We start from the raw sequence: 24951 nt of genomic DNA on the forward strand, positions 1-24951 counted from the left end.
GCGGTGAACGGCGCCTTCGAGTGATCCGATAGCCTCTGCCGGACGTGCCGCACGCCACCGACGACGGGGCCTGCGCGGCACCACCGCTGCCCGGACCCCTGCGCACCCGAGGCGGCCAGGCCCGCTTCCAAGGAGTGAGTTCGTCTGTCGACCGCCATCCTCACCGGCTTGCCGCCCGTCGGCTCCTCCCTGGAGGCCGATCTGCGGTCCCTGGGCTTCGACGTGCGCGTGGCGGACGGCGCCGCCGCGGTGGCCGCCACCCTGGCGGCCCTCCCCACGGGCGACCGCGTCGCCCTGGTCGATCACCGTTTCGTGGGGCACGTCCACAGCCTCCGCCTCGCCCTGACCGACCCCCGCTTCCCGGCCGCCGCCGTGCACGGCGCGGTCACTGCCCGGCCCGAGGCCCGGCCCGCGCTGCTGCGCGCCGCCTCCGCGGCCGACGGCCGGTACGCGGACGCCTTGGTCGGCGCGCAGCCCGCCGCCCCCTCGTGGTCCGTGCCCGTCCTGCCGGACGCCCTGGCCGCCGGCCTGGAGGCCGAGGGCATCGCCGTCCACCGCCCCGACCTGGGCGTCCTGGTCGCCGACGTCCCCGCGGACGGCCCGGCGCGCACCCGCGCGCAGGAGGCCGTCGCCGCCACCGACGACGAGGCCGTCCGGCTGCGCAGCGCGGTGAAGTCCCGCGACGGGTTCTTCACCACCTTCTGCATCAGCCCGTACTCCCGCTACATCGCGCGCTGGTGCGCCCGCCGCGGATTCACCCCCAATCAGGTGACGACGGCCTCGCTGCTGACGGCGCTGATCGCCGCCGCCTGTGCGGCGACCGGCACCCGGCCCGGCTTCGTGGCCGCCGGCCTGCTGCTGATCGCCTCGTTCGTCCTGGACTGCACCGACGGCCAGCTGGCCCGCTACTCCCTCCAGTACTCCACGCTCGGCGCCTGGCTCGACGCCACCTTCGACCGGGCCAAGGAGTACGCCTACTACGCGGGTCTGGCGCTGGGCGCGGCCCGCGGCGGGGACGACGTCTGGGCACTGGCGCTGGGCGCGATGGTCCTGCAGACCTGCCGGCACGTCGTCGACTTCTCCTTCAACGAGGCGAACCACGACGCCACGGCCAACACCAGCCCCACCGCCGCCCTTTCGGGCCGGCTCGACAGCGTCGGCTGGACCGTGTGGGCCCGCCGCATGATCATCCTGCCGATCGGCGAACGCTGGGCGCTGATAGCGGTCCTCACCGCGCTCACCACCCCGCGCATCGTCTTCGTGGTGCTGCTGATCGGCTGTGCGCTCGCCGCCTGCTACACCACCGCGGGCCGCGTGCTGCGCTCGGTGACGCGCAGGGCGCGGCGTACGGACCGGGCGGCGCAGGCGCTGTACGACCTCGCCGACTCCGGGCCGATCGCGGAGGCCGTCTCCCGGTTCGCCCGCGTCAAGGGCGCGGCGACCGCGCCCGTACTGGCCCTGGCGGGCGTCCTCTTCCTCGTCCCGCTGGTGTGGAAGCCCTTCGGCAGCCCGCTGACCCTGATCGGCGCCGCCGTCTACGCGGTCTTCGCCGGTCTGGCCGTCGCCGCGCCCCTCAAGGGCCCCCTCGACTGGCTGGTCCCGCCCGTCTTCCGCGCCGCCGAGTATGTGACGATCCTCGCGCTCGCCGCGCGCTCGGACGCCCCCGGGGCGCTCCCCGCCGCGTTCGGCCTGGTGGCCGCGGTCGCCTACCATCACTACGACACGGTGTACCGCATCCGCGGCGGCACCGGAGCGCCCCCGCACTGGCTGGTCCGGATGATCGGCGGCCATGAGGGACGGGTCCTGGCGGTCACCGTCGCCGCCGTCCTGTGGCAGGGTCGAGGCTTCACGATCGCGCTGACGGCCCTGGCGGCCGCCATCGCGCTGGCGGTGCTCATCGAGAGCGTCCGCTTCTGGGTGTCCGCAGGGGCGCCCGCAGTACACGACGAAACAGGAGAACCCGCATGATCGGCCTCGTGCTGGCTGCCGGCGCCGGACGGCGTCTGCGCCCCTACACCGACACCCTGCCCAAGGCCCTGGTGCCGGTCGACGGCGAGACGACCGTCCTCGACCTGACCCTGGCCAACTTCGCCGAGGTCGGTCTCACCGAGGTCGCGATCATCGTCGGCTACCGCAAGGAGGCCGTGTACGCGCGCAAGGAGGCGCTCGAGGCGAAGTACGGCCTCAAGCTCACCCTGATCGACAACGACAAGGCCGAGGAGTGGAACAACGCCTACTCCCTGTGGTGCGGCCGTGACTCGATCAAGCACACCGTGATCCTCGCCAACGGCGACACCGTGCACCCGGTCTCCGTCGAGAAGACGCTGCTCGCCGCGCGCGGCGACGGCAAGAAGATCATCCTCGCGCTCGACACGGTGAAGAACCTCGCCGACGAGGAGATGAAGGTCATCGTGGACCCCGAGAAGGGCGTCCAGAGGATCACCAAGCTGATGGACCCGGCCACCGCGACCGGCGAGTACATCGGCGTCACCCTGATCGAGGGCGAGGCCGCCGACGAGCTCGCCGACGCCCTCAAGGTCACCTTCGAGAAGGACCCCGACCTCTACTACGAGGACGGCTACCAGGAGCTCGTCAACCGCGGCTTCAAGATCGACGTGGCCCCCATCGGCGACGTCAAGTGGGTCGAGATCGACAACCACGACGACCTCGCCAAGGGCCGGGAGATCGCGTGCCAGTACTGACGAGGCTCATCCCCTCGCCGGTCGTCGTCGACATCCGGGCCGGAGCCCTGGACGATCTCGCCACGGTCCTCGCGGACCAGCGGATCTCCAGCTCCGGCAAGCTGGCCGTCGCCATCAGCGGCGGCTCCGGGGCGGCGCTGCGCAAGCGGCTCGCCCCGGCGCTGCCCGGCGCCTCGTGGTACGAGGTGGGCGGCGGCACGCTGGACGACGCGATCAAGCTGGCCGACGCCATGAAGTCCGGCCACTACGACGCCGTGGTGGGCCTCGGCGGCGGCAAGATCATCGACTGTGCGAAGTTCGCCGCCGCGCGCATCGGCCTGCCGCTGGTCGCCGTCGCGACCAACCTCTCGCATGACGGCCTGTGCTCGCCCGTCGCCACCCTCGACAACGACGCGGGCCGCGGCTCGTACGGCGTGCCCAACCCCATCGCCGTCGTCATCGACCTCGACGTCATCCGCCGGGCCCCCGGCCGCTATGTGCGCTCGGGCATCGGCGACGCCATCTCCAACATCTCCGCCGTCGCGGACTGGGAGCTGGCCAGCCGCGAGCGCGGCGAGGACATCGACGGCCTGGCCGCGGCCCTGGCCCGGCAGGCCGGCGAGGCCGTGCTGCGCCACCCCGGCAGCGTCGACGACGACGGGTTCCTCCAGGTGCTCGCCGAGGGCCTCGTCCTCACCGGCATCGCGATGTCCGTCGCCGGCGACAGCCGCCCGGCCTCCGGCGCCTGCCACGAGATCAACCACGCCTTCGACCTGCTCTACCCCAAGCGGGCCGCGCCGCACGGCGAACAGTGCGGCCTCGGCGCCGCCTTCGCGATGTACCTGCGCGGTGCCCGCGAGGAGTCCGCGCTGATGGTCCGGGCGCTGCGCCGGCACAAACTGCCCGTGCTCCCCGGCGACATCGGCTTCACCGAGGACGAGTTCGTCCGCGCCGTGGAGTTCGCTCCGCAGACCCGGCCCGGGCGGTACACGATCCTGGAGCACCTCGACCTCTCCACCGACCAGATCAGGGACGCATACGCCGACTATGCAGAAACCGTCAGTCGCTGAACTGCGCCCGGTCGTCCACCCCGTGGGTGTGAAGGACCGGCGCAGCGGTGAGCACTGGGCCGGCCGCCTCTACATGCGGGAGATCTCGCTGCGGGTGGACCGGCACCTGGTGAACACCAGGGTGACGCCCAACCAGCTCACCTATCTGATGACCGTCGCGGGTGTCCTCGCGGCCCCGGCCCTGCTGGTGCCCGGGATCCCGGGCGCCGTGCTCGGCGTGCTCGCGGTCCAGCTCTATCTGCTGCTGGACTGCGTCGACGGCGAGATCGCCCGCTGGAAGAAGCAGTACTCGATGTCCGGGGTGTACCTGGACCGGGTCGCCGCCTATCTGTGCGACGCCGCGGTCCTGGTCGGCCTGGGCCTGCGCGCCGCCGACCTCTGGGGCGGCGGCCGGATCGACTGGCTGTGGGCCTTCCTCGGCACGCTCGCCGCGCTCGGCGCCGTCCTGATCAAGTCCGAGACCGACCTCGTCGGCGTCGCCCGCCACCAGGCCGGCCTGCCGCCGGTCAAGGAGTCGGCCGCCGAGCCGCGTTCGTCCGGCGTGGCGCTGGCCCGCAAGGCCGCCGCGGCGCTGAAGTTCCACCGGCTGATCCTCGGCATCGAGGCGTCCCTGCTGATCCTGCTGCTCGCGTTCGTGGACGCGGCCCGCGGTGACCTGTTCTTCACCCGCCTCGGCACGGCCGTCCTCGCCGGGATCGCGATCCTGCAGACGCTGCTGCACCTGGTGTCCGTCCTCGCCTCGAGCAGGCTGCGATGAGCGCCGGGGGCCTGAAGGTCGGCGCGGTCGTCCTCACCATGGGCAACCGCCCCGACGAGCTGCGCGCGCTGCTGGAGTCCGTCGCCAAGCAGACCGGCGACCCGATCGAGGTCGTCCTCGTGGGCAACGGCTCCCCGCTGCCCGAGGTCTCCGTCCCCGGGCTGACCGTCCGCACCGTCGAGCTGCCCGAGAACGTGGGCATCCCGGCCGGCCGCAACGTCGGCATCGAGGCCTTCGGCCCGGCCGGCCGCGACGTGGACGTCCTGCTCTTCCTGGACGACGACGGGCTGCTGCCGAACCAGGACACGGCCCAGCTGTGCCGCGAGGCGTTCGACGCCGACCCGAAGCTCGGCATCATCAGCTTCCGCATCGCCGACCCCGACACCGGGGTCACCCAGCGCCGCCACGTCCCGCGGCTGCGCGCCTCGGACCCGATGCGCTCCTCGCGCGTGACGACCTTCCTCGGCGGTGCCAACGCGGCCCGCACCCGGGTCTTCGCCGAGGCCGGCGGGTTGCCCGACGAGTTCTTCTACGCCCATGAGGAGACCGACCTCGCCTGGCGGGCGCTGGACGCGGGCTGGATGATCGACTACCGGGCGGACATGGTCCTGCACCACCCGACCACCGCCCCCAGCCGGCACGCGGTCTACCACCGCATGGTCGCCCGCAACCGGGTCTGGCTGGCCCGCCGCAACCTCCCCGCGCCCCTGGTCCCGGTCTACCTCGGGGTGTGGATGCTGCTCACCCTGGCCCGCAGGCCCTCGGGCCCGGCGCTGCGCGCCTGGTTCGGCGGCTTCAAGGAGGGCTGGTCGACGCCGTGCGGTCCGCGCCGGCCCATGAAGTGGCGTACCGTGTGGCGCCTGACCCGACTGGGTCGCCCGCCGGTGATCTGACAAGCTCGTGTCTGAGAGCATCGGGCGCTGCCGGGGGCCTCTCCCCGGCAGCGCACTTAGAGGACGAAAGTGTCAACTGTGAGCGAGACAACGCACGACGGTGCGGTCGCGGTGAGTGCTCCGCCCTCACCGGACGGCGGCCTGTCCGCGGCCGAGCTGGCCGGGAAGTACGGCCTTTCGGTCAGCGGCGCCCGCCCGTCGCTGCCGGAGTACGCCCGCCAGCTGTGGGCGCGGCGGCACTTCATCTGGGCTTTCTCCCGGGCCAAGCTGACCGCCCAGTACAGCCAGGCCAAGCTGGGGCAGGTCTGGCAGGTGGCCACGCCGCTGTTGAACGCGGCCGTGTACTACCTCATCTTCGGCGTGCTGATGGACAGCAAGCGGCACGTCGGGGACGGCACCCCCAAGGCGTTCATCCCCTTCCTGGTGACCGGCGTCTTCGTCTTCACCTTCACCCAGAGCTCCTGCCTGGCCGGGGTGCGGGCGATCTCGGGCAACCTCGGTCTGGTGCGGGCCCTGCACTTCCCGCGCGCGGCGCTGCCGATCTCCTTCGCCCTCCAGCAGCTGCAGCAGCTGCTGTACTCGATGGTGGTGCTGGCGGCCATCGTCGTCGGCTGCGGCCACATGCCCCGGCTGTCGTGGCTGGTGATGGTGCCGGTGCTGTGCTGCCAGTTCCTCTTCAACATGGGCCTGGCCATGATCCTGGCCCGGATGGGCAGCAAGACCCCCGACCTGGCCCAGCTGCTGCCGTTCGTCCTGCGCACCTGGATGTACCTGTCGGGTGTGATGTACCCGCTGATCGACAACCTGAGGCGGATGAAGGCCGCGTCCTGGGTGGTGGACCTGGTCAGCGCCAACCCGGCGGCGGTCTACATCGACCTGATGCGCTACGCGCTGATGGGCCACATCCAGGGCGCCCCGCTGCCGCAGCACGTGTGGCCGCTGGCCATCGGCTGGGCCGTGCTCCTGGGCGTCGGCGGGTTCATCTACTTCTGGAAGGCTGAGGAGCAGTACGGCCGTGGCTGAGCAGAAAAAGACCGGCGAGCGCGTCCCCACCGTGATCGCGGACGACGTCCACATCGTCTACCGCGTCTACGGCGGCAACACCGGCCGCGGCAGCGCCACCGCCGCCCTGAACCGGATCATCAAGCGCACGCCCGGCGCCGGGGTCCGCGAGGTCCACGCCGTCAAGGGTGTGAGCTTCACCGCCTACCGGGGCCAGGCCATCGGCCTCATCGGCTCCAACGGCTCGGGCAAGTCCACCCTGCTCAAGGCCATCGCCGGGCTGCTGCCCACCGAGCGGGGCAAGGTCTACACCGACGGCCAGCCCTCGCTGCTGGGCGTCAACGCCGCGATGATGAACGACCTCACCGGCGAGCGGAACGTCATCCTCGGCGGTCTCGCCATGGGGATGTCCCGCGAGGAGATCCGCAGCCGCTACCAGGGGATCGTCGACTTCTCGGGCATCAACGAGAAGGGCGACTTCATCACCCTGCCGATGCGGACCTACTCCTCCGGCATGGCGGCCCGGCTGCGCTTCTCCATCGCCGCGGCCAAGGACCACGACGTGCTGATGATCGACGAGGCGCTGGCCACCGGCGACCGTTCGTTCCAGAAGCGCTCCGAGGCCCGCGTCCGCGAGCTGCGCGAGGAGGCCGGCACCGTCTTCCTCGTCAGCCACAACAACCGCTCGATCCGCGACACTTGCGACCGGGTCCTCTGGCTGGAGCGTGGCGAGCTCCTGATGGACGGGCCGACGGACGAAGTGGTCCGCGCGTACGAGAAGGAGACCGCCCGCTGACCGCGGGCGCCCCGCCCGGCGCCGAGGCCCCTGCCGTCACCGGCGGCACGGGGCCTCGATCCTTGCCCGAATGTGTGAAGTGACATCGACCGGCATATTGGCTGGGTCCCGTCGCGAGTGGCGTGGCATTGTATGGATCAAGCACGGACCTCGGCGAAGACCGGACTCCTGTACGGCGTACGCTGTACCGTGCTCGGGCGGCCCCCGCACCGGAGGAGCGGTGCGCCGTGGTGCTGCGCCGGGGCGGCTTCCGGGGGAGCCAGGGCGGGAGGTCGCGCTGCGGCGTGTCCGAAATAGGATGTTCTGGGTCGGCAGTGTAGAACGGGAGATGTGACGGCGATGGCTGTATGGACAGCGGGGCCTCTCCAGATCAGAGGCGCGTCCGCCGTCTTTGGCCCGGGCAGTCCGCGATGACCGCGATGACGGACGCCCACGCGCGCGCCGTGCTCGACAAGTCCGCGCACGAGAACTTCCCGGTCGCCCCCTTCTTCCTGCCGCGCCGCTGGCGGGACGATCTGATGGCCGTCTACGGATACGCCCGCCTCGTCGACGACATCGGCGACGGCGACCTCGCCCCCGGGGGGCGCGACGCCGAGCTGCTGGGCCTCGACCGCGAACAGGTGCACGACCGGCTCGCCATGCTCGACGCCTTCGAGGCCGACCTGCGGCGGGTGTTCGCCACCACGGGCACCGGCCCCCGCCATCCGCTGCTGCTGAGGCTGCGGCCCACCGTCCGCCGGTGCGGCCTGACGCCCGAGCCCTTCCTCGGCCTCGTCGAGGCCAACCGCCAGGACCAGAAGGTGCGCCGCTACGCCACCTACGCGGACCTCGCGGCCTACTGCGAGCTGTCGGCGAACCCCGTCGGCCGGCTCGTCCTCGGCATCACCGGCACGGCGAGCCCCGAGCGGACCCGCCGCTCCGACGCGGTCTGCACCGCCCTGCAGATCGTCGAGCACCTCCAGGACGTGGCCGAGGACCTCCGCCGCGACCGCATCTACCTCCCCGCCGAGGACATGGAACGCTTCCGGGTGGGCGAGGCCGACCTCGCGCGGCCCATCGGTGGCGCTTCGGTGCGCGCCCTGGTCGCGTACGAGGCGGAACGCGCCCACGACCTGCTGAATGAAGGCACCCCCCTGGTGGGTAGCGTCCACGGCAGGCTGAAGCTGTTGCTCGCGGGGTTCGTGGGCGGGGGGAGGGCCGCGCTCCGTGCGGTCGCCGCCGCAGGACACGACGTACTTCCCGGACCGCCCAAGCCCACCAGGCTCGGCCTGCTGCGCGAGGTGGGGGCGACACTGCGATGAGAGGGGTGAGCGGGACCGTGACGGGAACGCCACACGCGTCCGCGCCGGTACTCGCCGCGTACAGCTACTGCGAGGCCGTCACCGGACGGCAGGCCGGCAACTTCAGCTATGGCATCAGGCTCCTGCCCACCGCGAAGCGGCGGGCCATGTCGGCGCTCTACGCGTTCTCGCGGCGTGTCGACGACATCGGGGACGGCCCGCTGGACGACGAGGCCAAGCGGCTCCGGCTGGAGGAGACGCGAGCTGTGCTCGGCAGGATAAGGGACGGCGAGGTCGAGGAGGACGACACCGACCCGGTGGCCGTCGCGCTGGCGCACGCCGCGCGGCGCTTCCCCATTCCGCTCGGCGGGCTGGACGAACTGATCGACGGCGTCCAGATGGACGTTCGCGGCCAGACCTACGAGACCTGGGACGACCTGGCGGACTACTGCCGCTGTGTCGCGGGCTCCATCGGGCGGCTCTCGCTCGGGGTGTTCGGCACCGTCCCCGGCGCGCGGGACACCGAGCGCGCCTCGGAGTACGCCAACACCCTGGGCCTGGCGCTCCAGCTCACCAACATCCTGCGCGACGTGCGGGAGGACGCGGCCAACGGCCGTACCTATCTGCCCTCCGACGACCTCGCGAAGTTCGGCTGCTCCGCCGGCTTCGGCTCGCCGGTGCCGCCGCCCGGCGCCGACTTCACCGGCCTGGTGGCCTTCGAGGTCCGACGCGCCCGCGCGCTGTTCGCCGAGGGCATGCGGCTGCTGCCGATGCTCGACCGGCGCAGCGGCGCCTGCGTCGCCGCCATGTCCGGCATCTACCGGCGGCTGCTGGAGCGCATCGCCGAGACGCCGCAGGCCGTGCTGCGCGGCCGGGTCTCCCTGCCCGGCCGGGAGAAGGCGCTGGTGGCCGTGCGCGGTCTGTCCGGCTACGACGCGCGCACCGTGCACCGGCAGACCGCCAGGGGGCGCGCTTGATGACGCCGGCCCGCGCCGGCGGGCTCCCGGCGGAGCGGCGGTCACCCGGGGCGACGGGCGGTGCAACCCTCCGCACCGTGGGCGCGTCCCTGACATCGACCGAGAGGGTGGGATCATGACCGAGCGTTCCGCGGACGCGGCCGGCCGTCCCGACGGGGCGGCCGCGGTGGTGATCGGGGGCGGCCTCGCCGGTGTCACGGCGGCGCTCCGGCTCGCCGACGCCGGGCTGCGCGTCACCCTGCTGGAGGGGCGCCCCCGGCTGGGCGGCCTCGCCTTCTCCTTCCGCCGCGGCGAACTCACCGTCGACAACGGCCAGCACGTCTTCCTGCGCTGCTGCACGGCCTACCGCGGGTTCCTCGACCGGATCGGGGCGAGCCACCTGGCCACCCTCCAGGACCGGCTCGACGTTCCCGTCCTCGACGTCGCGCACCGCTCGGGCCGTCCGCGGCTGGGCCGGCTGCGCCGCGGCGCGCTGCCCGTGCCCCTGCACCTGGCGGCGAGCCTGGCCACCTATCCGCACCTGTCGCCCGCCGAGCGGGTGGGCGTGGGGCGCGCCGCGCTCGCGTTGCGCGGGCTCGACCCGGCCGACCCGGCGCTCGACGACGTGGACTTCGCGACCTGGCTGCACCGGCACGGCCAGTCGGCCCGCACGGTCGAGGCGCTGTGGGACCTCGTCGGCGTGGCCACGCTGAACGCCACCGCCGACCAGGCGTCGCTGGGCCTGGCCGCCATGGTCTTCAAGACCGGGCTGCTCTCGGAGCCCGGTGCCGCCGACATCGGCTGGGCGGCCGTGCCGCTCGGCGAGCTCCACGACGTTCGCGCCCGCACCGCCCTGGACAAGGCCGGGGTGCGGGTCGCGCTGCGCACCCGTGTCACCGGGATCGCCCGTGACGCGGAGGGCACCTGGCAGGTGGACACCGAGTCCGGGCCCGGCGGGGCCGAGCGGCTGGCCGCCGGCACCGTCGTCCTCGCCGTCCCGCAGCGCGAGGCGCACGGGCTGCTGCCCGAGGGCGCGCTGCCCGACCCCGCCCGGCTGCTGGGGATCGACACCGCACCGATCCTCAACCTGCATGTGATTTATGACCGCAAAGTGTTGCGGCAGCCGTTCTTCGCCGCCCTCGGCAGCCCTGTGCAGTGGGTCTTCGACCGGACGCACTCCTCGGGGCTGGCGGCCCGCTCCGGGCACGGCCAGTACCTGGCGGTGTCCCAGTCGGCGGCGCAGGACGACATCGACCGGCCCGTGGCCGAGCTGCGGGCGCGCTATCTGCCCGAGCTGGAGCGGCTGTTGCCCGCCGCCCGGGGCGCCACGGTCCGCGACTTCTTCGTGACCCGGGAGCGGACAGCGACGTTCGCCCCCGCTCCGGGCGTCGGCCGGCTGCGGCCGGGCGCCCGCACCGACGCGCCCGGCCTCTTCCTGGCCGGTGCGTGGACCGCCACCGGCTGGCCCGCGACGATGGAGGGTGCCGTGCGCAGTGGTCACAGCGCCGCGGACGCGGCCCTCTCCGGGCTCGGCCGGTCCAGTCGCCATCCTGTGCGGGAGGCGGTTTGACCCAGCGAGCCACCCAGGCGTGCGTCCCCCGGACGGGGCGCGCGTGAGCACGATCACCAGAGGAGAGACCGTGACTTCGGCGATCCCAGCATGCGACACCGGGGACGTCAGCGCCCTGCTGGAGCGCGGACGAACCCTTGCCACGCCGGTGCTGCGTGCCGCCGTGAACCGGCTCGCGGCGCCCATGGACACCGTCGCGGCCTATCACTTCGGCTGGATCGACGCCGACGGCCGGCCGTCCCACGGGGACAGCGGCAAGGCCGTACGGCCCGCCCTCGCGCTGCTGTCGGCCGAGGCGGCCGGCGCCGCGCCCGAGACGGGCGTCCCCGGGGCCGTCGCCGTGGAACTCGTGCACAACTTCTCGCTGCTGCACGACGACCTGATGGACGGGGACGAGCAGCGCCGGCACCGCGACACGGTGTGGAAGGTGCACGGACCGGCCCAGGCGATCCTCGTCGGCGATGCGCTCTTCGCGCTCGCGAATGAACTGTTGCTGGAGCTCGGCACCGCGGAGGCCGGCCGGGCCACCCGCCGGCTGACCACCGCGACGCGCAAGCTCATCGACGGCCAGGCCCAGGACATCTCCTACGAGCACCGCGAGCGCGTGACCGTGGAGGAGTGCCTGGAGATGGAGGGCAACAAGACCGGCGCCCTGCTCGCCTGCGCCGCCTCCATCGGTGCGGTCCTCGGCGGCGCCGACGACCGCACGGCCGACGTCCTGGAGGCGTACGGCTACCACATGGGCCTGGCCTTCCAGGCCGTGGACGACCTGCTCGGCATCTGGGGCGACCCGGAGTCCACCGGCAAGCAGACCTGGAGCGACCTGCGCCAGCGCAAGAAGTCGCTGCCGGTCGTCGCCGCCCTGGCCGCCGGCGGCCCCGCCTCCGAGCGGCTGGCCACCATCCTCGCGGAGGACGCCAAGCTCACCGACGCCCAGCTCGCCGACTTCGACGAGGAAGAATTCGCCAGCCGCGCGGCGTTGATCGAGGAGGCCGGCGGGCGGGAGTGGACCTCCAAGGAAGCCCGCCGGCAGCACGCGACCGCGATCGAGGCGCTCGACGGAGTTGACATTCCCTCCTCCGTCCGGGCGCAGCTCGTCGCCCTGTCGGACTTCGTTGTAGTACGAAAGAGATGATGAATATTCACACGGACTAGCCATCGCGGTCGCCGGTCGGCGCCAGCTCGCGTCGGCCGACGGAAACCCCAGGTACGGCAGTACGGCAGAGAAGCAACTCACTGCATTAGGGGAATTCATGACAGCGACGACCGACGGCGCCGGTACGGCGCCGTCCCGAGCAGCCGAGGACGGCCACGGCACGACCACGCTTTCCGGGCCTTCCGAAAGCGCGGTGCCCCAAGCGGCCGCGCGGGAGGCCGCCGAGCGGGCCACCGCCCGCGCGGTGCAGCACCTGTTGTCCCGCCAGGACGAGCAAGGCTGGTGGAAGGGCGACCTGGAGACGAACGTCACCATGGACGCCGAGGATCTCCTGCTCCGTCAGTTCCTGGGCATCCAGGACGAGCACATCACCCGCGCCACCGCGCGTTTCATCCGTTCGCAGCAGCGGCCCGACGGCGCCTGGGCCACCTTCCACGGCGGACCGGGCGAGCTGTCCGCCACCGTCGAGGCGTATGTGGCGCTGCGGCTCGCCGGGGACGCCCCCGGGGACGACCACATGGCCGCCGCCTCGGCCTGGGTCCGCGAGCGGGGCGGCATTGCCGCCACCCGGGTCTTCACCCGGATCTGGCTGGCCCTCTTCGGCTGGTGGCGGTGGGAGGACCTCCCCGAAATGCCGCCCGAGATCATGTACTTGCCGAAGTGGGTGCCGCTCAACATCTACGACTTCGGCTGCTGGGCCCGGCAGACCATCGTGCCGCTCACCGTCGTCGGCGCCCACCGCCCCGTGCGCCGCGCGCCCTTCGGCCTCGACGAGCTGCACACCGACCCGCGCCGGCCCAACCCGCCGCGCCCCCTGGCCCCGCCCACCACCTGGGACGGCTTCTTCCAGCGCCTGGACAAGGCGCTGCACGCCTACCGGAAGGTCAGCATCGGCCCGGTGCGCCGCGCGGCCATGAACGCCGCCTCCCGCTGGATCATCGAGCGCCAGGAGAACGACGGCGCCTGGGGCGGCATCCAGCCCCCCGCCGTCTACTCCATCATCGCGCTGCACCTGCTCGGCTACGACCTGGACCACCCCGTGCTGCGCGCGGGGCTCGAGTCGCTGGACCGTTTCGCCGTGTGGAGCAAGACGGAGGACGGCGAGCCGGTCCGCATGGTCGAGGCGTGTCAGTCCCCGGTGTGGGACACCTGCCTGGCCACCGTCGCGCTCGCCGACGCGGGGCTGGAGCCCGACCACCCGGCGCTGGTCAAGGCCGTCGACTGGATGCTGGACGAGCAGGTCACCCGGCCCGGCGACTGGTCCGTGCGCCGTCCCGAACTCCCCTCGGGAGGTTGGGCGTTCGAGTTCCACAACGACAACTACCCGGACATCGACGACACCGCCGAGGTGGTCCTCGCGCTCAAGCGGGTGCGTCACCCGCAGCCGCGCCGGGTCGAGGCCGCCGTGGAGCGGGCCATGCGGTGGACCGAGGGCATGCAGTCGAGGAACGGCGCCTGGGCGGCCTTCGATGTCGACAACACCAGCCCCTTCCCCAACAGGCTGCCCTTCTGCGACTTCGGCGAGGTCATCGACCCGCCCTCCGCGGATGTGACGGCCCACGTCGTGGAGGCGCTGGCCGTGCTCGGCCGGCAGCACGACCCGCGCGCCCGGCGCGGCATCGAGTACCTGCTGGCCGAACAGGAGGAGAGCGGCGCCTGGTTCGGCCGCTGGGGCGTCAACTACGTCTACGGCACCGGCGCCGCCGTCCCCGCCCTCGTCGCGGCCGGACTGCCCGCCTCCCACCCGGCGATCCGCCGCGCGGTGCGCTGGCTGGAGAGCGTCCAGAACACCGACGGCGGCTGGGGCGAGGACCTGCGCTCCTACCGCGACCCCGACTGGATCGGCCGCGGCGCCTCCACCGCCTCGCAGACCGGCTGGGCCCTGCTGGCCCTGCTGGCCGCGGGGGAGCGGGAGGGCGAGGCCGTCCGGCGCGGGGTGGACCACCTCGTCCGCACCCAGCGCGCGGACGGGTCCTGGGACGAGCCGTACTTCACCGGTACCGGCTTCCCCTGGGACTTCACCATCAACTACCACCTGTACCGCCAGGTGTTCCCGCTCACGGCCCTCGGCCGCTATCTCCACGGGGACCCCCTGACAGCAGGTCACCGGGAGGACTGATGGACCCGGGCACGGAACCGCCGCCGGCACCGCTGCTGATCGCCTGTGCGCTCGGCATCGAACGGCTCGCCCTGCGCGGCGGGTTGCGCGGTGACCGGAGCGCCGCGACGATCCTGCGGACCGGAATGGGCCCGCAGGCGGCGGACCGTGCCGTGACGCGCGCGCTCGGCGGGGACGGCGGCCCCGCCGCCCTCGCCGACGCCGCGGTGATCGCCACCGGCTTCTGCGCCGGTCTCGCCCCCGGGATGCACCCGGGGGACCTGGTCGTCGCCGACGAGACCCGGGACCATGAGGGACGCATCGACTGCGTCGGCGTGGAGTTGCTGGCCAAGGAGCTTGCGCGAGCGGTACCCAGGCGGGTGATCCACACCGGGCCGCTGGTAGGTTCCGACCATGTGGTGCGCGGGGCGGAACGATCCGCCCTGCACGCCGCGGGCGCCCTGGCCGTGGACATGGAGTCCGCGGCCACGCTCAGAAGCGCCGTCCGGGCGGGCACGCGCCCGGTTGCGGCCGTCCGGGTGGTCGTGGACGCTCCAGAACATGAGCTTGTCCGGATCGGGACGCTGCGCGGTGGAATATCGGCATTCCGCGTGCTGCGCACCGTCCTGCCGGCCTTTTTTGCTTGGCACCGATCGTTGCTGCTCCCCAGGAGGTGAGCCAGATGGCAATGCCGCTCCGACAGACCATCCGCGTAGGGACCTATCTCGCTGAACAGAAGCTGCGCAAGCGCGACAAGTTCCCCTTGATTGTCGAACTGGAACCGCTCTTCGCCTGCAACCTCAAGTGCGAAGGATGCGGCAAGATCCAGCACCCGGCAGGAATCCTCAAGCAGCGGATGCCGGTGGCCCAGGCCGTCGGCGCGGTGCTGGAGTCCGGTGCGCCCATGGTGTCGATCGCCGGTGGCGAACCGTTGATGCACCCTCAGATCGACGAGATCGTGCGGCAGTTGGTGGCAAAGCGGAAATACATCTTCCTCTGCACCAACGCCATGCTGCTGCGCAAGAAGCTCGACAAGTTCACGCCCTCGCCCTACTTCGCCTTCGCGGTGCATATCGACGGTCTGCGCGAGCGGCACGACCAGTCGGTGGCCAAGGAGGGCGTCTTCGACGAGGCGGTGGCGGCCATCAAGGAGGCCAAGCGGCGCGGCTTCCGGGTCACCACCAACTCGACCTTCTTCAACACCGACACCCCCCAGACCATCGTCGAGGTCCTCAACTACCTCAACGACGACCTGAAGGTGGACGAGATGATGATCTCGCCCGCCTACGCCTACGAAAAGGCCCCGGACCAGGACCACTTCCTGGGCGTCAAGGAGACCCGCGAGCTGTTCGCCAAGGCGTTCTCCGGCGGCAACCGCAAGCGCTGGAGGCTCAACCACAGCCCGCTCTTCCTGGACTTCCTGGAGGGCAAGGCCGATTTCCCCTGCACCGCCTGGGCCATCCCCAACTACTCGCTCTTCGGCTGGCAGCGTCCCTGCTACCTGATGAGCGACGGATACGTGCCCACCTACCGGCAGTTGGTCGAGGAGACCGACTGGGACAAGTACGGCCGGGGCAAGGACCCGCGCTGCGACAACTGCATGGCGCACTGCGGCTACGAGCCCACCGCCGTCCTGGCCACCATGGGCTCCCTCAAGGAGTCCCTGCGGGCCGTGCGCGAGACGGTCTCCGGAAACAAGGGCTGATGACCATGTCCCTCATGGAACCGGTGGTGTTGGGGGTGCCGTCCGTTCCGGCCAGGCTGGCCGACCGCAGGGTCAGCCGGGGGATCCGGGTCGGTTCCGTGGCCGTGGGCGGCGGCGCGCCGGTGTCGGTGCAGTCGATGACGACGACGCGGACGTCGGACATCGGTGCGACGCTGCAGCAGATCGCGGAGCTGACGGCGTCGGGCTGCCAGATCGTGCGCGTGGCCTGTCCGACGCAGGACGACGCGGATGCGCTGAAGGTGATTGCCGCCAAGTCGCAGATTCCGGTGATCGCGGACATCCACTTCCAGCCGAAGTATGTGTTCGCGGCGATCGACGCGGGCTGTGCGGCGGTCCGGGTGAATCCGGGCAACATCAAGCAGTTCGACGACAAGGTGAAGGAGATCGCCAAGGCGGCTTCCGGGGCGGGTACTCCGATCCGTATCGGGGTGAACGCCGGGTCGCTGGACCGGCGTCTGCTGCAGAAGTACGGCAAGGCGACTCCGGAGGCGTTGGTGGAGTCGGCGTTGTGGGAGGCGTCGCTCTTCGAGGAGCACGGTTTCCGGGACATCAAGATCTCGGTCAAGCACAACGACCCGGTCGTGATGGTCAACGCCTACCGCCAGCTGGCCGCGCAGTGCGACTACCCGCTGCACCTGGGGGTGACGGAGGCGGGTCCGGCGTTCCAGGGCACCATCAAGTCCGCGGTGGCGTTCGGGGCGTTGCTGTCCGAGGGCATCGGCGACACGATCCGCGTCTCCCTCTCGGCTCCGCCGGCGGAGGAGGTCAAGGTCGGTATCCAGATCCTGGAGTCGCTGAACCTGCGCCAGCGCCGTCTGGAGATCGTCTCCTGCCCGTCCTGCGGCCGTGCCCAGGTGGACGTCTACAAGCTGGCGGACGAGGTGACCGCGGGTCTGGACGGGATGGAGGTCCCGCTGCGGGTGGCGGTCATGGGCTGTGTGGTCAACGGTCCGGGCGAGGCGCGTGAGGCGGATCTGGGTGTGGCCTCGGGCAACGGCAAGGGCCAGATCTTCGTGAAGGGCGAGGTCATCAAGACCGTCCCGGAGTCGAAGATCGTCGAGACCCTCATCGAGGAGGCCCGGAAGCTCGCCGAGCGGATGGAGAAGGACGGCGTCGCCTCCGGTGGACCCGCCGTCACCGTGGCCCCGTAGCGGGTCCGACAGAAAGGCCCGGCGGAGCAGGGCGGGGCCGAGGAGAGCAAGGCCGACGAAGCCTAGGAGGGGGCCGGAGTGTCGTTACTGGAGAACATCCGCGGTCCGCGCGACCTGAAAGCACTGGCCGCAGAGGAACTCGACGAACTCGCCGAGGAGATCCGCCACTTCTTGATCCACGCCGTGGCGAGGACCGGAGGGCACCTCGGCCCCAACCTGGGCGTGGTGGAGCTCACCATCGCCCTGCACCGCACCTTCGACTCGCCCTCCGACCGGATCCTGTGGGACACCGGGCACCAGTCCTACGTCCACAAACTGCTGACAGGGCGTCAGGACTTCTCCAAGCTCCGCAGCAAGGGCGGGCTTTCGGGCTATCCGTCCCGGGAGGAGTCCGAGCACGACGTCATCGAGAACAGCCACGCCTCCACCGTCCTCGGCTGGGCCGACGGCCTGGCCAAGGCCAACCAGGTCCTCGGCCACTGGAACCGGCACGTCGTCGCCGTCATCGGCGACGGCGCGCTCACCGGCGGCATGGCCTGGGAGGCGCTCAACAACATCGCCGCCGCCAAGGACCGGCAGCTGATCATCGTCGTCAACGACAACGAGCGCAGCTACGCGCCCACCATCGGCGGCCTCGCCGACCACCTGGCCACCCTGCGCACCACCGACGGCTACGAGCGGTTCCTCGCCCGCGGCAAGGACGCCGTCCAGCGGCTGCCGCTGCTGGGCAAGCCCCTCTACGAGTCGCTGCACGGCGCGAAGAAGGGGTTCAAGGACGCCTTCGCGCCCCAGGGCATGTTCGAGGACCTGGGGCTGAAGTACGTCGGCCCGATAGACGGCCACGACGTGGCCGCCGTCGAGTCGGCGCTGCGCCGGGCCAAGCGTTTCCACGGACCGGTGCTGGTGCACTGCCGCACCGAGAAGGGGCGCGGTTACCGGCCCGCGCTGGAGGACGAAGCGGACCGCTTCCACACCGTCGGGGTGATGAACTCGCTGACCGGCGAGCCGCTTTCGCCCGCCACGGGGACCTCGTGGACATCGGTGTTCGGCGACGAGATCGTCCGCATCGGCGCGGAGCGGCCGGACGTGGTGGCGCTCACCGCGGCGATGCTCCACCCCGTGGGCCTCACCAGGTTCGCCGAGGAGTTCCCCGACCGGGTCTGGGACGTGGGCATCGCCGAGCAGCACGCGGCGGTGTCGGCGGCCGGTCTGGCGACCGGCGGGCTGCACCCCGTCTTCGCGGTGTACGCGACGTTCCTCAACCGGGCCTTCGACCAAGTGCTGATGGACGTGGCGCTGCACAAGTGCGGCGTCACCTTCGTCCTGGACCGGGCCGGCGTCACCGGTACCGACGGGCCCAGCCACAACGGCATGTGGGACATGTCGATCCTCCAGGTCGTCCCCGGCCTGCGGATCGCCGCCCCGCGCGACGCGACCCGGCTGCGCGCCCAGCTCCGCGAGGCCGTGGACGTCCCCGACGCCCCCACGGTCGTACGGTTCCCCAAGGCGACCGTCGGCGAGGACGTCCCCGCCGTGGACCGCGTCGGCGGCATGGACGTCCTCGCCCGCACCGGCGGGCCGGACGTCCTGCTGGTCTCCGTCGGCGCCATGGCCGAAGTCGCCCTGGAGGCGGCGGAGCTGCTCCGGGCGCGCGGCACCGGCTGCACCGTCGTCGACCCTCGCTGGGTCAAACCGGTCGACCCGGAGCTGCCGGGGCTCGCCGCCGGGCACCGGATGGTGGCCGTCGTCGAGGACAACAGCCGTACGGGGGGCGTGGGATGGGCCGTCGCCCAGGCGCTGCGCGACGCGGACGTGGACCTGCCGGTGGAGGCCATGGGCATCCCCGAGCAGTTCCTCCCGCACGCCAAGCGCGGTGAGGTCCTGGCGGACCTGGGGCTCACCCCCGCCGAGATCGCCGGCCGGATCAGCGCGGTCCTGGCCCGTAGGAAGGGCGGGGGCGCCGCCGCGCCCGCCCGTGAGGAGAACCACGCATGACCGACGGCGACACCAAGGGATTCGACCTGCCCCGGCTGCTGGCCGAGCGCGGTGGCGAGCGGTACGAGCTGCACTCCCGGCACCTCAACCACCAACTGCCGCGGATGCTGCACACCATCGGGTTCGACAAGGTCTACGAGCGGGCCGAGGGCGCGTACTTCTGGGACGCGGACGGGCAGGACTACCTCGACATGCTCGCCGGTTTCGGCGTGATGGGCGTCGGCCGGCACCATCCGGTCGTCCGCAAGGCCCTGCACGACGTGCTGGACGCCTCGCTCGCCGACCTGACGCGCTTCGACTGCCAGCCGCTGCCCGGTCTGCTCGCCGAGAAGCTGCTGGCGTACACGCCGCACCTGGACCGGGTGTTCTTCGGCAACAGCGGGACGGAGGCGGTGGAGACCGCGCTGAAGTTCGCCCGCTACGCCACCGGGAAGCCCCGCGTGCTGTATTGCACGCACGCCTTCCACGGGCTGACCACCGGGTCGCTCTCGGTCAACGGCGAGGACGGCTTCCGCGACGGCTTCGCCCCGCTGCTGCCGGACACCGCCGTCCCGCTGGGCGACCTCGGCGCGCTGGAGCGGGAGTTGCGGCGCGGGGACGTCGCGGCGCTGATCGTCGAGCCGATCCAGGGCAAGGGCGTCCTGGAGGCCCCGCCCGGTTATCTGCGTGCCGCGCAGGAGCTGCTCCACCGGCACAAGGCGCTGCTGATCGCCGACGAGGTGCAGACCGGCATCGGGCGCACCGGGGCGTTCTTCGCGTACCAGCACGAGAGCGGCGTCGAGCCGGACCTGGTGTGCGTGGCCAAGACGCTCTCCGGCGGCTATGTGCCCGTCGGGGCCACGCTCGGCAAGGACTGGATCTTCAAGAAGGTCTACTCCTCCATGGACCGGGTCCTCGTCCACTCCGCGAGCTTCGGCTCCAACGCCCAGGCGATGGCGGCGGGGCTCGCGGTGCTGTCGGTGCTGGAGGACGAGCGGCTCGTCGAGAACGCCCGGGTCACCGGCGACCTGCTGCGGTCCAGACTCGCGGCGCTGGTGGACAAGTACGAGCTGCTGCACGAGGTGCGCGGCCGGGGGCTGATGATCGGCATCGAGTTCGGGCGGCCCAAGTCGCTGGGACTGCGCGGCCGTTGGACGATGCTCCAGGCGGCCCGCAAGGGGCTGTTCGCGCAGATGGTCGTCGTGCCGCTGCTGCAGAAGCACCGCATCCTCACCCAGGTCTCCGGGGACCACCTGGAGGTCATCAAGCTGATCCCGCCGCTGGTCGTCGGCGAGAAGGAGGTCGACCGCTTCGTGGACGCCTTCACCGCGGTGATGGACGAGGCCCATGGGGGCGGGTCCTTGATGTGGGACTTCGGGCGGACTCTGGTGAAGCAGGCGTTGCAGGCGTAGGCGGGGTGCTGGGCACGGGCCGGGTCGGGAGACGGGCCAGGAGATGGGTCAGGAGACGGCGAACTCCGTGATGTTTCCGGTGGTCACGGCCTCGTCGCTCGTGGGGACTTGCTGGAATCCCTGCGTGTCGGAGGGGTTCTGGGCCGGGGGGTGCGGTCTGCCGGACAAGCGGAGCCGGACCGTGCCTCCCGGGCCCACGGGTCCCGAAGCCACGACGGAGACCTGTTCGCCGCAGGCCACCGGATCCGAGACCTCCCAGCTCACCGTGTCACCGGAGTGGTCCAGCCAGCCGATGGTCGGCGCCGCTCCGGGGGTGCACTCCATGGCGAGCGTCCCCTCCACTGTGTACTTGAAGTGCGGTGTGTCGGTGTTGTGCGCCGCGTCGGTGTTCTCTCCGGTCGCGCTCCAGCTGACTTCACCGGTGAAGGAGACCTGTGCGGACTGGTCCTGATTGAGGAACTGGACCGCCTGGTAGTTGGCCGTTCCGTCGCGGCGCCGCTGCTCGGCGGCGGTCGTGGACGGGACGGTGAGGGACAGCGCGAGCGCGGTGGCCGTGGGGAGGAGCACGGCGGTCCGGAGCGGGGTGGAGCGCGCGTGCCCCGTCGTCTTCGCTTTCTTCATGTCAGACACTCTTGGAGGTCGTGGGGCCTTTCGCACGCCGCGTGGGGCTGTCGGGGTAGGTGGGGAAGACCATCCGGGTCAGCCGGCTTGCGGTGGCCATTCCCCGGCCCTTGCATGGTCAGCGAGATCATCCACGGGGGGAGGACTCCCACTGGAGAAGCGACATGCCGACCGCCTCCCCTCGCTTCCGGGCGGGCTTCGTACTCATCGCCGTGCTGGCCCTGCTGCTCGGCTGCTGGCAGCCACCGGATGCCGCCCGGGCCCGGGCTCGCGTCGTCGCCGGGATGGCCCCGAACGACCAGGACCCCGTGCGCTCCCAGCTCTCCGATCAGGCCCTCGACGAGGGCGTCAAGGCGGCCTGCACGAGTGACCCCCAGCATGCCGCCTGCAAACTCCCCAAGGAGCAGTGGGGCAGCGTCGGCCGGACGATCTCCGATGACGCCACCCAGCTGCTGAACGACCCGGAGTTCACGGCGGAGTCCGTCAAGGCCCGGGAGGTCTTCCTGAAGTACGGCGCGAAGCGGGCGGCGCCGAATTTCAGCAAGTTGATCGATGTCGGGTTCAAGAAGGTCCTGCCCGGTGTGCAGACGGTCCTCGACCGCGAGGGGGAGATCTCCGCCGCGACGGGTGTCCTGGCAGCCGGAGTCGGTCAGCAGAAGTTCCCCATCAAGGAGGTCGTCTCGGCCGCGGTCGGTCTCATCCCGGTGGTGGGTGACATCAAGGGCCTCGTGGACGACGTGACCGCCCTGACGAATCCCTCGGATGTGGTGGGCTTCGTGGGAGGCGTGATCGGAGTGGTGGGCACGGCGGTGTCGGTGGTGTTCCCGCCGGCGGCGATCGTGGTCAGCGCGGTCAAACTCGCCTTCAACATCGCGGTGGCCATCTTCACTTCGCTGTTCGGATTCGGCGGGCCGCCGCCGAAGACCTACGACACGGTCGACGCGTTTGTGAAGGACGGCGGGACCGTCGCGATCGGCGAGGACGAGGTCACGGTCGATGTGTCGAAGGATCCAGGGGAACCGTGTGCCTATGGCAACGAGAAGGAGTCGCCCGGCGTCGACTACCCGTCGTTCACCTACGACGTGGGGCATCCCAACGAGAACAGCCAGGTCGGCGGGTACGAAATGCCCGTGAGGATCGAACCCGTCATGGCCGAGACCCCCTTCGCCGGCCGGATCGACGCGTGGCTGACGAACGGGCCGAACGGAGCGGTGCCGTACCACTGCGACGCGCCCTGGAGCAGCTTCACCCTCAATCTCCCCTTCGTCTTCCAGGGCAAGGGCATCGCGCACAACGCCTTCGTCCTGACGCCTCCCGGCGACATGCGGTGCACACAACTGGGCGCGGAGGAGACCATCGACGGAGAGAAGCACATCTGCAAGAACTTCGACGTGGACTACACGATCCAGGCGGCGTTCAGCGCGGAGTTCCTTCCCGCGGACAACAAGAAGCCGCTCAGCTACGGGAAGGTGGTCCCCGTCCACTACTACGGCACGGCGCCGTACTGGATCCCCGAGTCCGCTCCGGCCGCGAAGGCCGCGTGACAACGCGCCCTCGACCACGGGGAGTTCGCCGACGTGGTCGAGGGTGCGCGCCTCGGTGCGGGTCAGTCCGTCAGCAGCAGGGCGCGCAGCCGTTCCCGGGTGGTGTCGGTGAGGCCGAGGCCCTCGGTGAGGTAGCGCTCGGTCGTCCCCCAGCGTTCGTCCAGCGCGGCGAACGCGGCGGCGAGGTAGCCGGTGCGGGCCTCGAACAGCGGGGAGAGCAGCTCCTGCACCTCCGGGGTGGTCCCGGCCTCGGCCGAGCGCCTGAGCCGGTAGCGGCGGTGCGGGGCGTTGGACTCCAGGTAGTCCGCCTCGATGGCGTCGCGCGGCACGCCCAGCGCCAGCAGGGTCACCGCGATCGCCAGGCCCGCGCGGTCCTTGCCCGCCGCGCAGTGCATCAGCGCGGGCACCGAGCCCTCGGCCAGGGTGTGCACGACGCGGCTGTGCTCGGCGGTCTTGCCCGTGATCATCGCCCGGTAGGTGTTCTCCATGCGCTGCGCGGCCCGGCCCTCGCCGAGCTCGGTGCGCAGCAGCTCGGGGCCGCCCTCGCGGACCATCCGCCAGAACTCCTTGCCGTCCGCCGGGTCCGTCATCGGGATGTTGAGGTTCCGCACCCCGGGGAGCGTGACGTCCGGGCCCTCCTCGGCGATGTCGCCGTCGTTGCGGAAGTCCAGGACGGTGTGCAGGCCCAGCGAGTCCAGGAAGACCGCGTCCTCCTCCGTGGCATGGGCGAGGTGGCCGCTGCGGAACAGCGCGCCGGGCCTGACCCGCCTCCCGTCCGCGGCCGGGAGGCCGCCCAGGTCACGGAAGTTGATAACGCCTGCCAGCTGGGGCTCGGTGGCGGGGGCCTGCGGCGTCTGGGTCACGGGCAACTCCTCTGATCTCGGCTTGTTCGCGTGTGTGCCGTTCGGCGGCTGAACGGACCATACGCCGGTGTGCGCCGGCCTATTCCGGGTGGTGCGCCGTTTTCGGGGTGGGATACATCACGGGCCGTCAACCCCTGGTTACGGTGGCGTAGGTCACTCGGGGGCAGGAATGATGTGCTGACGTGGCAGACGATTCGAAATCATTGAGCAAGAGCGCGATCGGGTCGTACGCAGCCGTCGGGGACAGCTTCACCGAGGGCGTCGGCGACCCGGGGCCCGGCGACTCGTTCATCGGCTGGGCCGACCGACTGGCCGTACTCCTGGCCGACGCGGACGAGCGCGAGGAGGGGGCCTTCCGCTACGCCAACCTGGCGGTGCGCGGCAGGCTCCTCGACCAGATCGTCGAGGAACAGGTCCCGCGGGCGAAGGAATTGGGGCCGGACCTCGTCACGTTCTGCGCGGGGGGCAATGACATCCTGCGGCCCGGGTCCGATCCGGACGACGTGGCCGAGCGCTACGAGGCGGCGGTCGCGGACCTGGTCTCCTCCGTGGGGACCGTGCTGCTGTGCACCGGCTTCGACACGCGCGGCATGCCGGTGTTCAAGCATCTGCGCGGCCGGATCGCGACGTACACGGCCCATGTGCGGGCCATCGCCGACCGGCACGGGTGTCCCGTGCTCGACCTGTGGTCGCTGAAGGCGGTGCAGGACCGGCGGGCGTGGAGCGAGGACCGGCTGCACCTGTCGGCCGACGGGCATACGCGGGTCGCGCTGCGCGCGGCGCAGGTCCTGGGGCTGGCCGTGCCGGCCGACCCGGACGAGCCGTGGCCGGCGGAGGATGCGCGGACGCCGGCGGAGGTGCGGCGGGACAATGTCCACTGGGCGCGGGAGCATTTGGTGCCGTGGATCGGGCGGAGGCTTCGGGGGGAGTCTTCGGGGGACAATGTGGAGCCTAAGCGGCCGGATTTGTTGCCGCTGTAGGGGGTGGTGGGGGTTTGCTCTCCCCGCCCCGCCCTAATCCGTTTTCGCGGGGGCTGCGCCCCTGCGGGACCCCGCTGGCGCGCTGCCGCGCGGGTGGGCGGGGCTTCGCCCCTGCGCCCCTGGAGCGCCGGATGGGCTGGGTGTGTGCCCCGGTCCCGCCCTTTCACCGTTTCTTCCGGGGAGACCCCGGGCCCCATCCGCCCTTCGGGCGGAGTCCTCAAGCGCCGGACGGGCTGAATTCAGCCCGTCCGGCGCTTGAGGACGAGCGGCGAAGCCGCGACAAACGGGGGCCAGGGGCGGAGCCCCGGAAGCAGGGGTGCAGGGGGCGCGGCCCCCGCCCCACCGCGCGGCAGCGCGGTGCCGGGCCGAGGGGGCGGAGCCCCCGGAAGAAACGGTGAAAGGGCGGGTCCGGGGCACAAAC

The 24951-nt window shown here is 71.7% G+C and carries 21 protein-coding genes; 19 read left to right on the forward strand and 2 right to left on the reverse strand.

Features of this window, described 5'->3' with window-relative positions:
• Positions 1 to 144: 144 nt before the first annotated feature.
• From AB8735_RS30370 to AB8735_RS30450, 17 genes are all read left to right on the forward strand, one after another.
• A complete protein-coding gene (locus AB8735_RS30370) occupies positions 145 to 1968 on the forward strand; it encodes a DUF5941 domain-containing protein (RefSeq protein ID WP_372411941.1) in 1824 nt (607 codons plus the stop codon).
• Positions 1965 to 2702: a phosphocholine cytidylyltransferase family protein gene (locus tag AB8735_RS30375; RefSeq protein WP_344025641.1), complete on the forward strand. Its 738-nt coding sequence runs from the start codon at positions 1965 to 1967 to the stop codon at positions 2700 to 2702. Before AB8735_RS30370 ends, AB8735_RS30375 begins: the two co-directional genes overlap by 4 nt.
• Positions 2690 to 3751, forward strand: coding sequence for an iron-containing alcohol dehydrogenase family protein (locus tag AB8735_RS30380; protein ID WP_344025643.1), 1062 nt, complete (start codon positions 2690 to 2692; stop codon positions 3749 to 3751). Before AB8735_RS30375 ends, AB8735_RS30380 begins: the two co-directional genes overlap by 13 nt.
• Positions 3729 to 4508, forward strand: coding sequence for a CDP-alcohol phosphatidyltransferase family protein (locus AB8735_RS30385; protein ID WP_344025645.1), 780 nt, complete (start codon positions 3729 to 3731; stop codon positions 4506 to 4508). The genes AB8735_RS30380 and AB8735_RS30385 overlap by 23 nt, the downstream gene beginning before the upstream one ends.
• A complete protein-coding gene (locus AB8735_RS30390) occupies positions 4505 to 5401 on the forward strand; it encodes a glycosyltransferase (protein WP_344025647.1) in 897 nt (298 codons plus the stop codon). Before AB8735_RS30385 ends, AB8735_RS30390 begins: the two co-directional genes overlap by 4 nt.
• A 78-nt stretch (positions 5402 to 5479) precedes the next feature.
• Positions 5480 to 6424, forward strand: coding sequence for an ABC transporter permease (locus tag AB8735_RS30395; RefSeq protein WP_344025649.1), 945 nt, complete (start codon positions 5480 to 5482; stop codon positions 6422 to 6424).
• Positions 6417 to 7199 (forward strand): ABC transporter ATP-binding protein, encoded by a 783-nt coding sequence (locus AB8735_RS30400; RefSeq protein ID WP_372410730.1) that lies wholly within the window; start codon positions 6417 to 6419, stop codon positions 7197 to 7199. Before AB8735_RS30395 ends, AB8735_RS30400 begins: the two co-directional genes overlap by 8 nt.
• A 410-nt stretch (positions 7200 to 7609) precedes the next feature.
• Entirely contained in the window at positions 7610 to 8500 is an 891-nt protein-coding gene (gene hpnC, locus AB8735_RS30405; RefSeq protein ID WP_372410732.1) for a squalene synthase HpnC, read from the forward strand.
• The gene (gene hpnD / locus AB8735_RS30410; RefSeq protein ID WP_344025656.1) at positions 8497 to 9456 is read left to right on the forward strand and encodes a presqualene diphosphate synthase HpnD; all 960 of its coding nucleotides are present in this window, start codon (positions 8497 to 8499) and stop codon (positions 9454 to 9456) included. Before hpnC ends, hpnD begins: the two co-directional genes overlap by 4 nt.
• A 115-nt stretch (positions 9457 to 9571) precedes the next feature.
• Positions 9572 to 11005, forward strand: coding sequence for a hydroxysqualene dehydroxylase HpnE (gene hpnE / locus AB8735_RS30415; protein ID WP_344025658.1), 1434 nt, complete (start codon positions 9572 to 9574; stop codon positions 11003 to 11005).
• 70 nt (positions 11006 to 11075) lie between these two features.
• Positions 11076 to 12140 (forward strand): polyprenyl synthetase family protein, encoded by a 1065-nt coding sequence (locus AB8735_RS30420; RefSeq protein WP_344025661.1) that lies wholly within the window; start codon positions 11076 to 11078, stop codon positions 12138 to 12140.
• A 118-nt stretch (positions 12141 to 12258) separates the two neighbouring features.
• The gene (shc, locus tag AB8735_RS30425) at positions 12259 to 14280 is read left to right on the forward strand and encodes a squalene--hopene cyclase (RefSeq protein ID WP_372410735.1); all 2022 of its coding nucleotides are present in this window, start codon (positions 12259 to 12261) and stop codon (positions 14278 to 14280) included.
• On the forward strand, positions 14280 to 14936 hold the full coding sequence (locus AB8735_RS30430; RefSeq protein ID WP_344025665.1) for a 1-hydroxy-2-methyl-2-butenyl 4-diphosphate reductase: 657 nt from the start codon (positions 14280 to 14282) through the stop codon (positions 14934 to 14936). The genes shc and AB8735_RS30430 overlap by 1 nt, the downstream gene beginning before the upstream one ends.
• Before the next feature lie 5 nt (positions 14937 to 14941).
• Entirely contained in the window at positions 14942 to 15964 is a 1023-nt protein-coding gene (gene hpnH / locus AB8735_RS30435; protein ID WP_344025667.1) for an adenosyl-hopene transferase HpnH, read from the forward strand.
• 5 nt (positions 15965 to 15969) lie between these two features.
• Positions 15970 to 17136 carry a flavodoxin-dependent (E)-4-hydroxy-3-methylbut-2-enyl-diphosphate synthase gene (gene ispG, locus AB8735_RS30440; protein WP_372411942.1) on the forward strand — a complete coding sequence of 389 codons (1167 nt, stop codon included), beginning with the start codon at positions 15970 to 15972 and terminating at the stop codon, positions 17134 to 17136.
• A gap of 78 nt (positions 17137 to 17214) precedes the next feature.
• The gene (gene dxs / locus AB8735_RS30445) at positions 17215 to 19131 is read left to right on the forward strand and encodes a 1-deoxy-D-xylulose-5-phosphate synthase (RefSeq protein ID WP_372410737.1); all 1917 of its coding nucleotides are present in this window, start codon (positions 17215 to 17217) and stop codon (positions 19129 to 19131) included.
• Entirely contained in the window at positions 19128 to 20522 is a 1395-nt protein-coding gene (locus AB8735_RS30450; RefSeq protein WP_372410739.1) for an aspartate aminotransferase family protein, read from the forward strand. Before dxs ends, AB8735_RS30450 begins: the two co-directional genes overlap by 4 nt.
• Before the next feature lie 48 nt (positions 20523 to 20570).
• On the opposite strand, the gene AB8735_RS30455 is transcribed toward AB8735_RS30450, so the two are convergent.
• Positions 20571 to 21143: a hypothetical protein gene (locus AB8735_RS30455; RefSeq protein ID WP_372410740.1), complete on the reverse strand. Its 573-nt coding sequence runs from the start codon at positions 21141 to 21143 to the stop codon at positions 20571 to 20573.
• Between the two features lie 164 nt (positions 21144 to 21307).
• On the opposite strand from AB8735_RS30455, the gene AB8735_RS30460 reads away from it, so the two are divergent.
• Entirely contained in the window at positions 21308 to 22687 is a 1380-nt protein-coding gene (locus AB8735_RS30460; RefSeq protein ID WP_372410742.1) for a hypothetical protein, read from the forward strand.
• A 62-nt stretch (positions 22688 to 22749) separates the two neighbouring features.
• Here the strand turns inward: AB8735_RS30460 and AB8735_RS30465 are convergent, their stop codons facing one another.
• Positions 22750 to 23550 carry a tyrosine-protein phosphatase gene (locus AB8735_RS30465; protein WP_372410745.1) on the reverse strand — a complete coding sequence of 267 codons (801 nt, stop codon included), beginning with the start codon at positions 23548 to 23550 and terminating at the stop codon, positions 22750 to 22752.
• Positions 23551 to 23732: 182 nt separating this feature from the next.
• Here AB8735_RS30465 and AB8735_RS30470 point away from each other — a divergent pair, with 182 nt between their 5' ends.
• Positions 23733 to 24530 (forward strand): SGNH/GDSL hydrolase family protein, encoded by a 798-nt coding sequence (locus AB8735_RS30470; RefSeq protein ID WP_344025679.1) that lies wholly within the window; start codon positions 23733 to 23735, stop codon positions 24528 to 24530.
• Positions 24531 to 24951 lie beyond the last annotated feature (421 nt).

Origin of the sequence: Streptomyces luteireticuli (assembly GCF_041519305.1) — a bacterium.
In the GTDB taxonomy this organism is placed as follows: Bacteria; Actinomycetota; Actinomycetes; order Streptomycetales; family Streptomycetaceae; genus Streptomyces; species Streptomyces luteireticuli.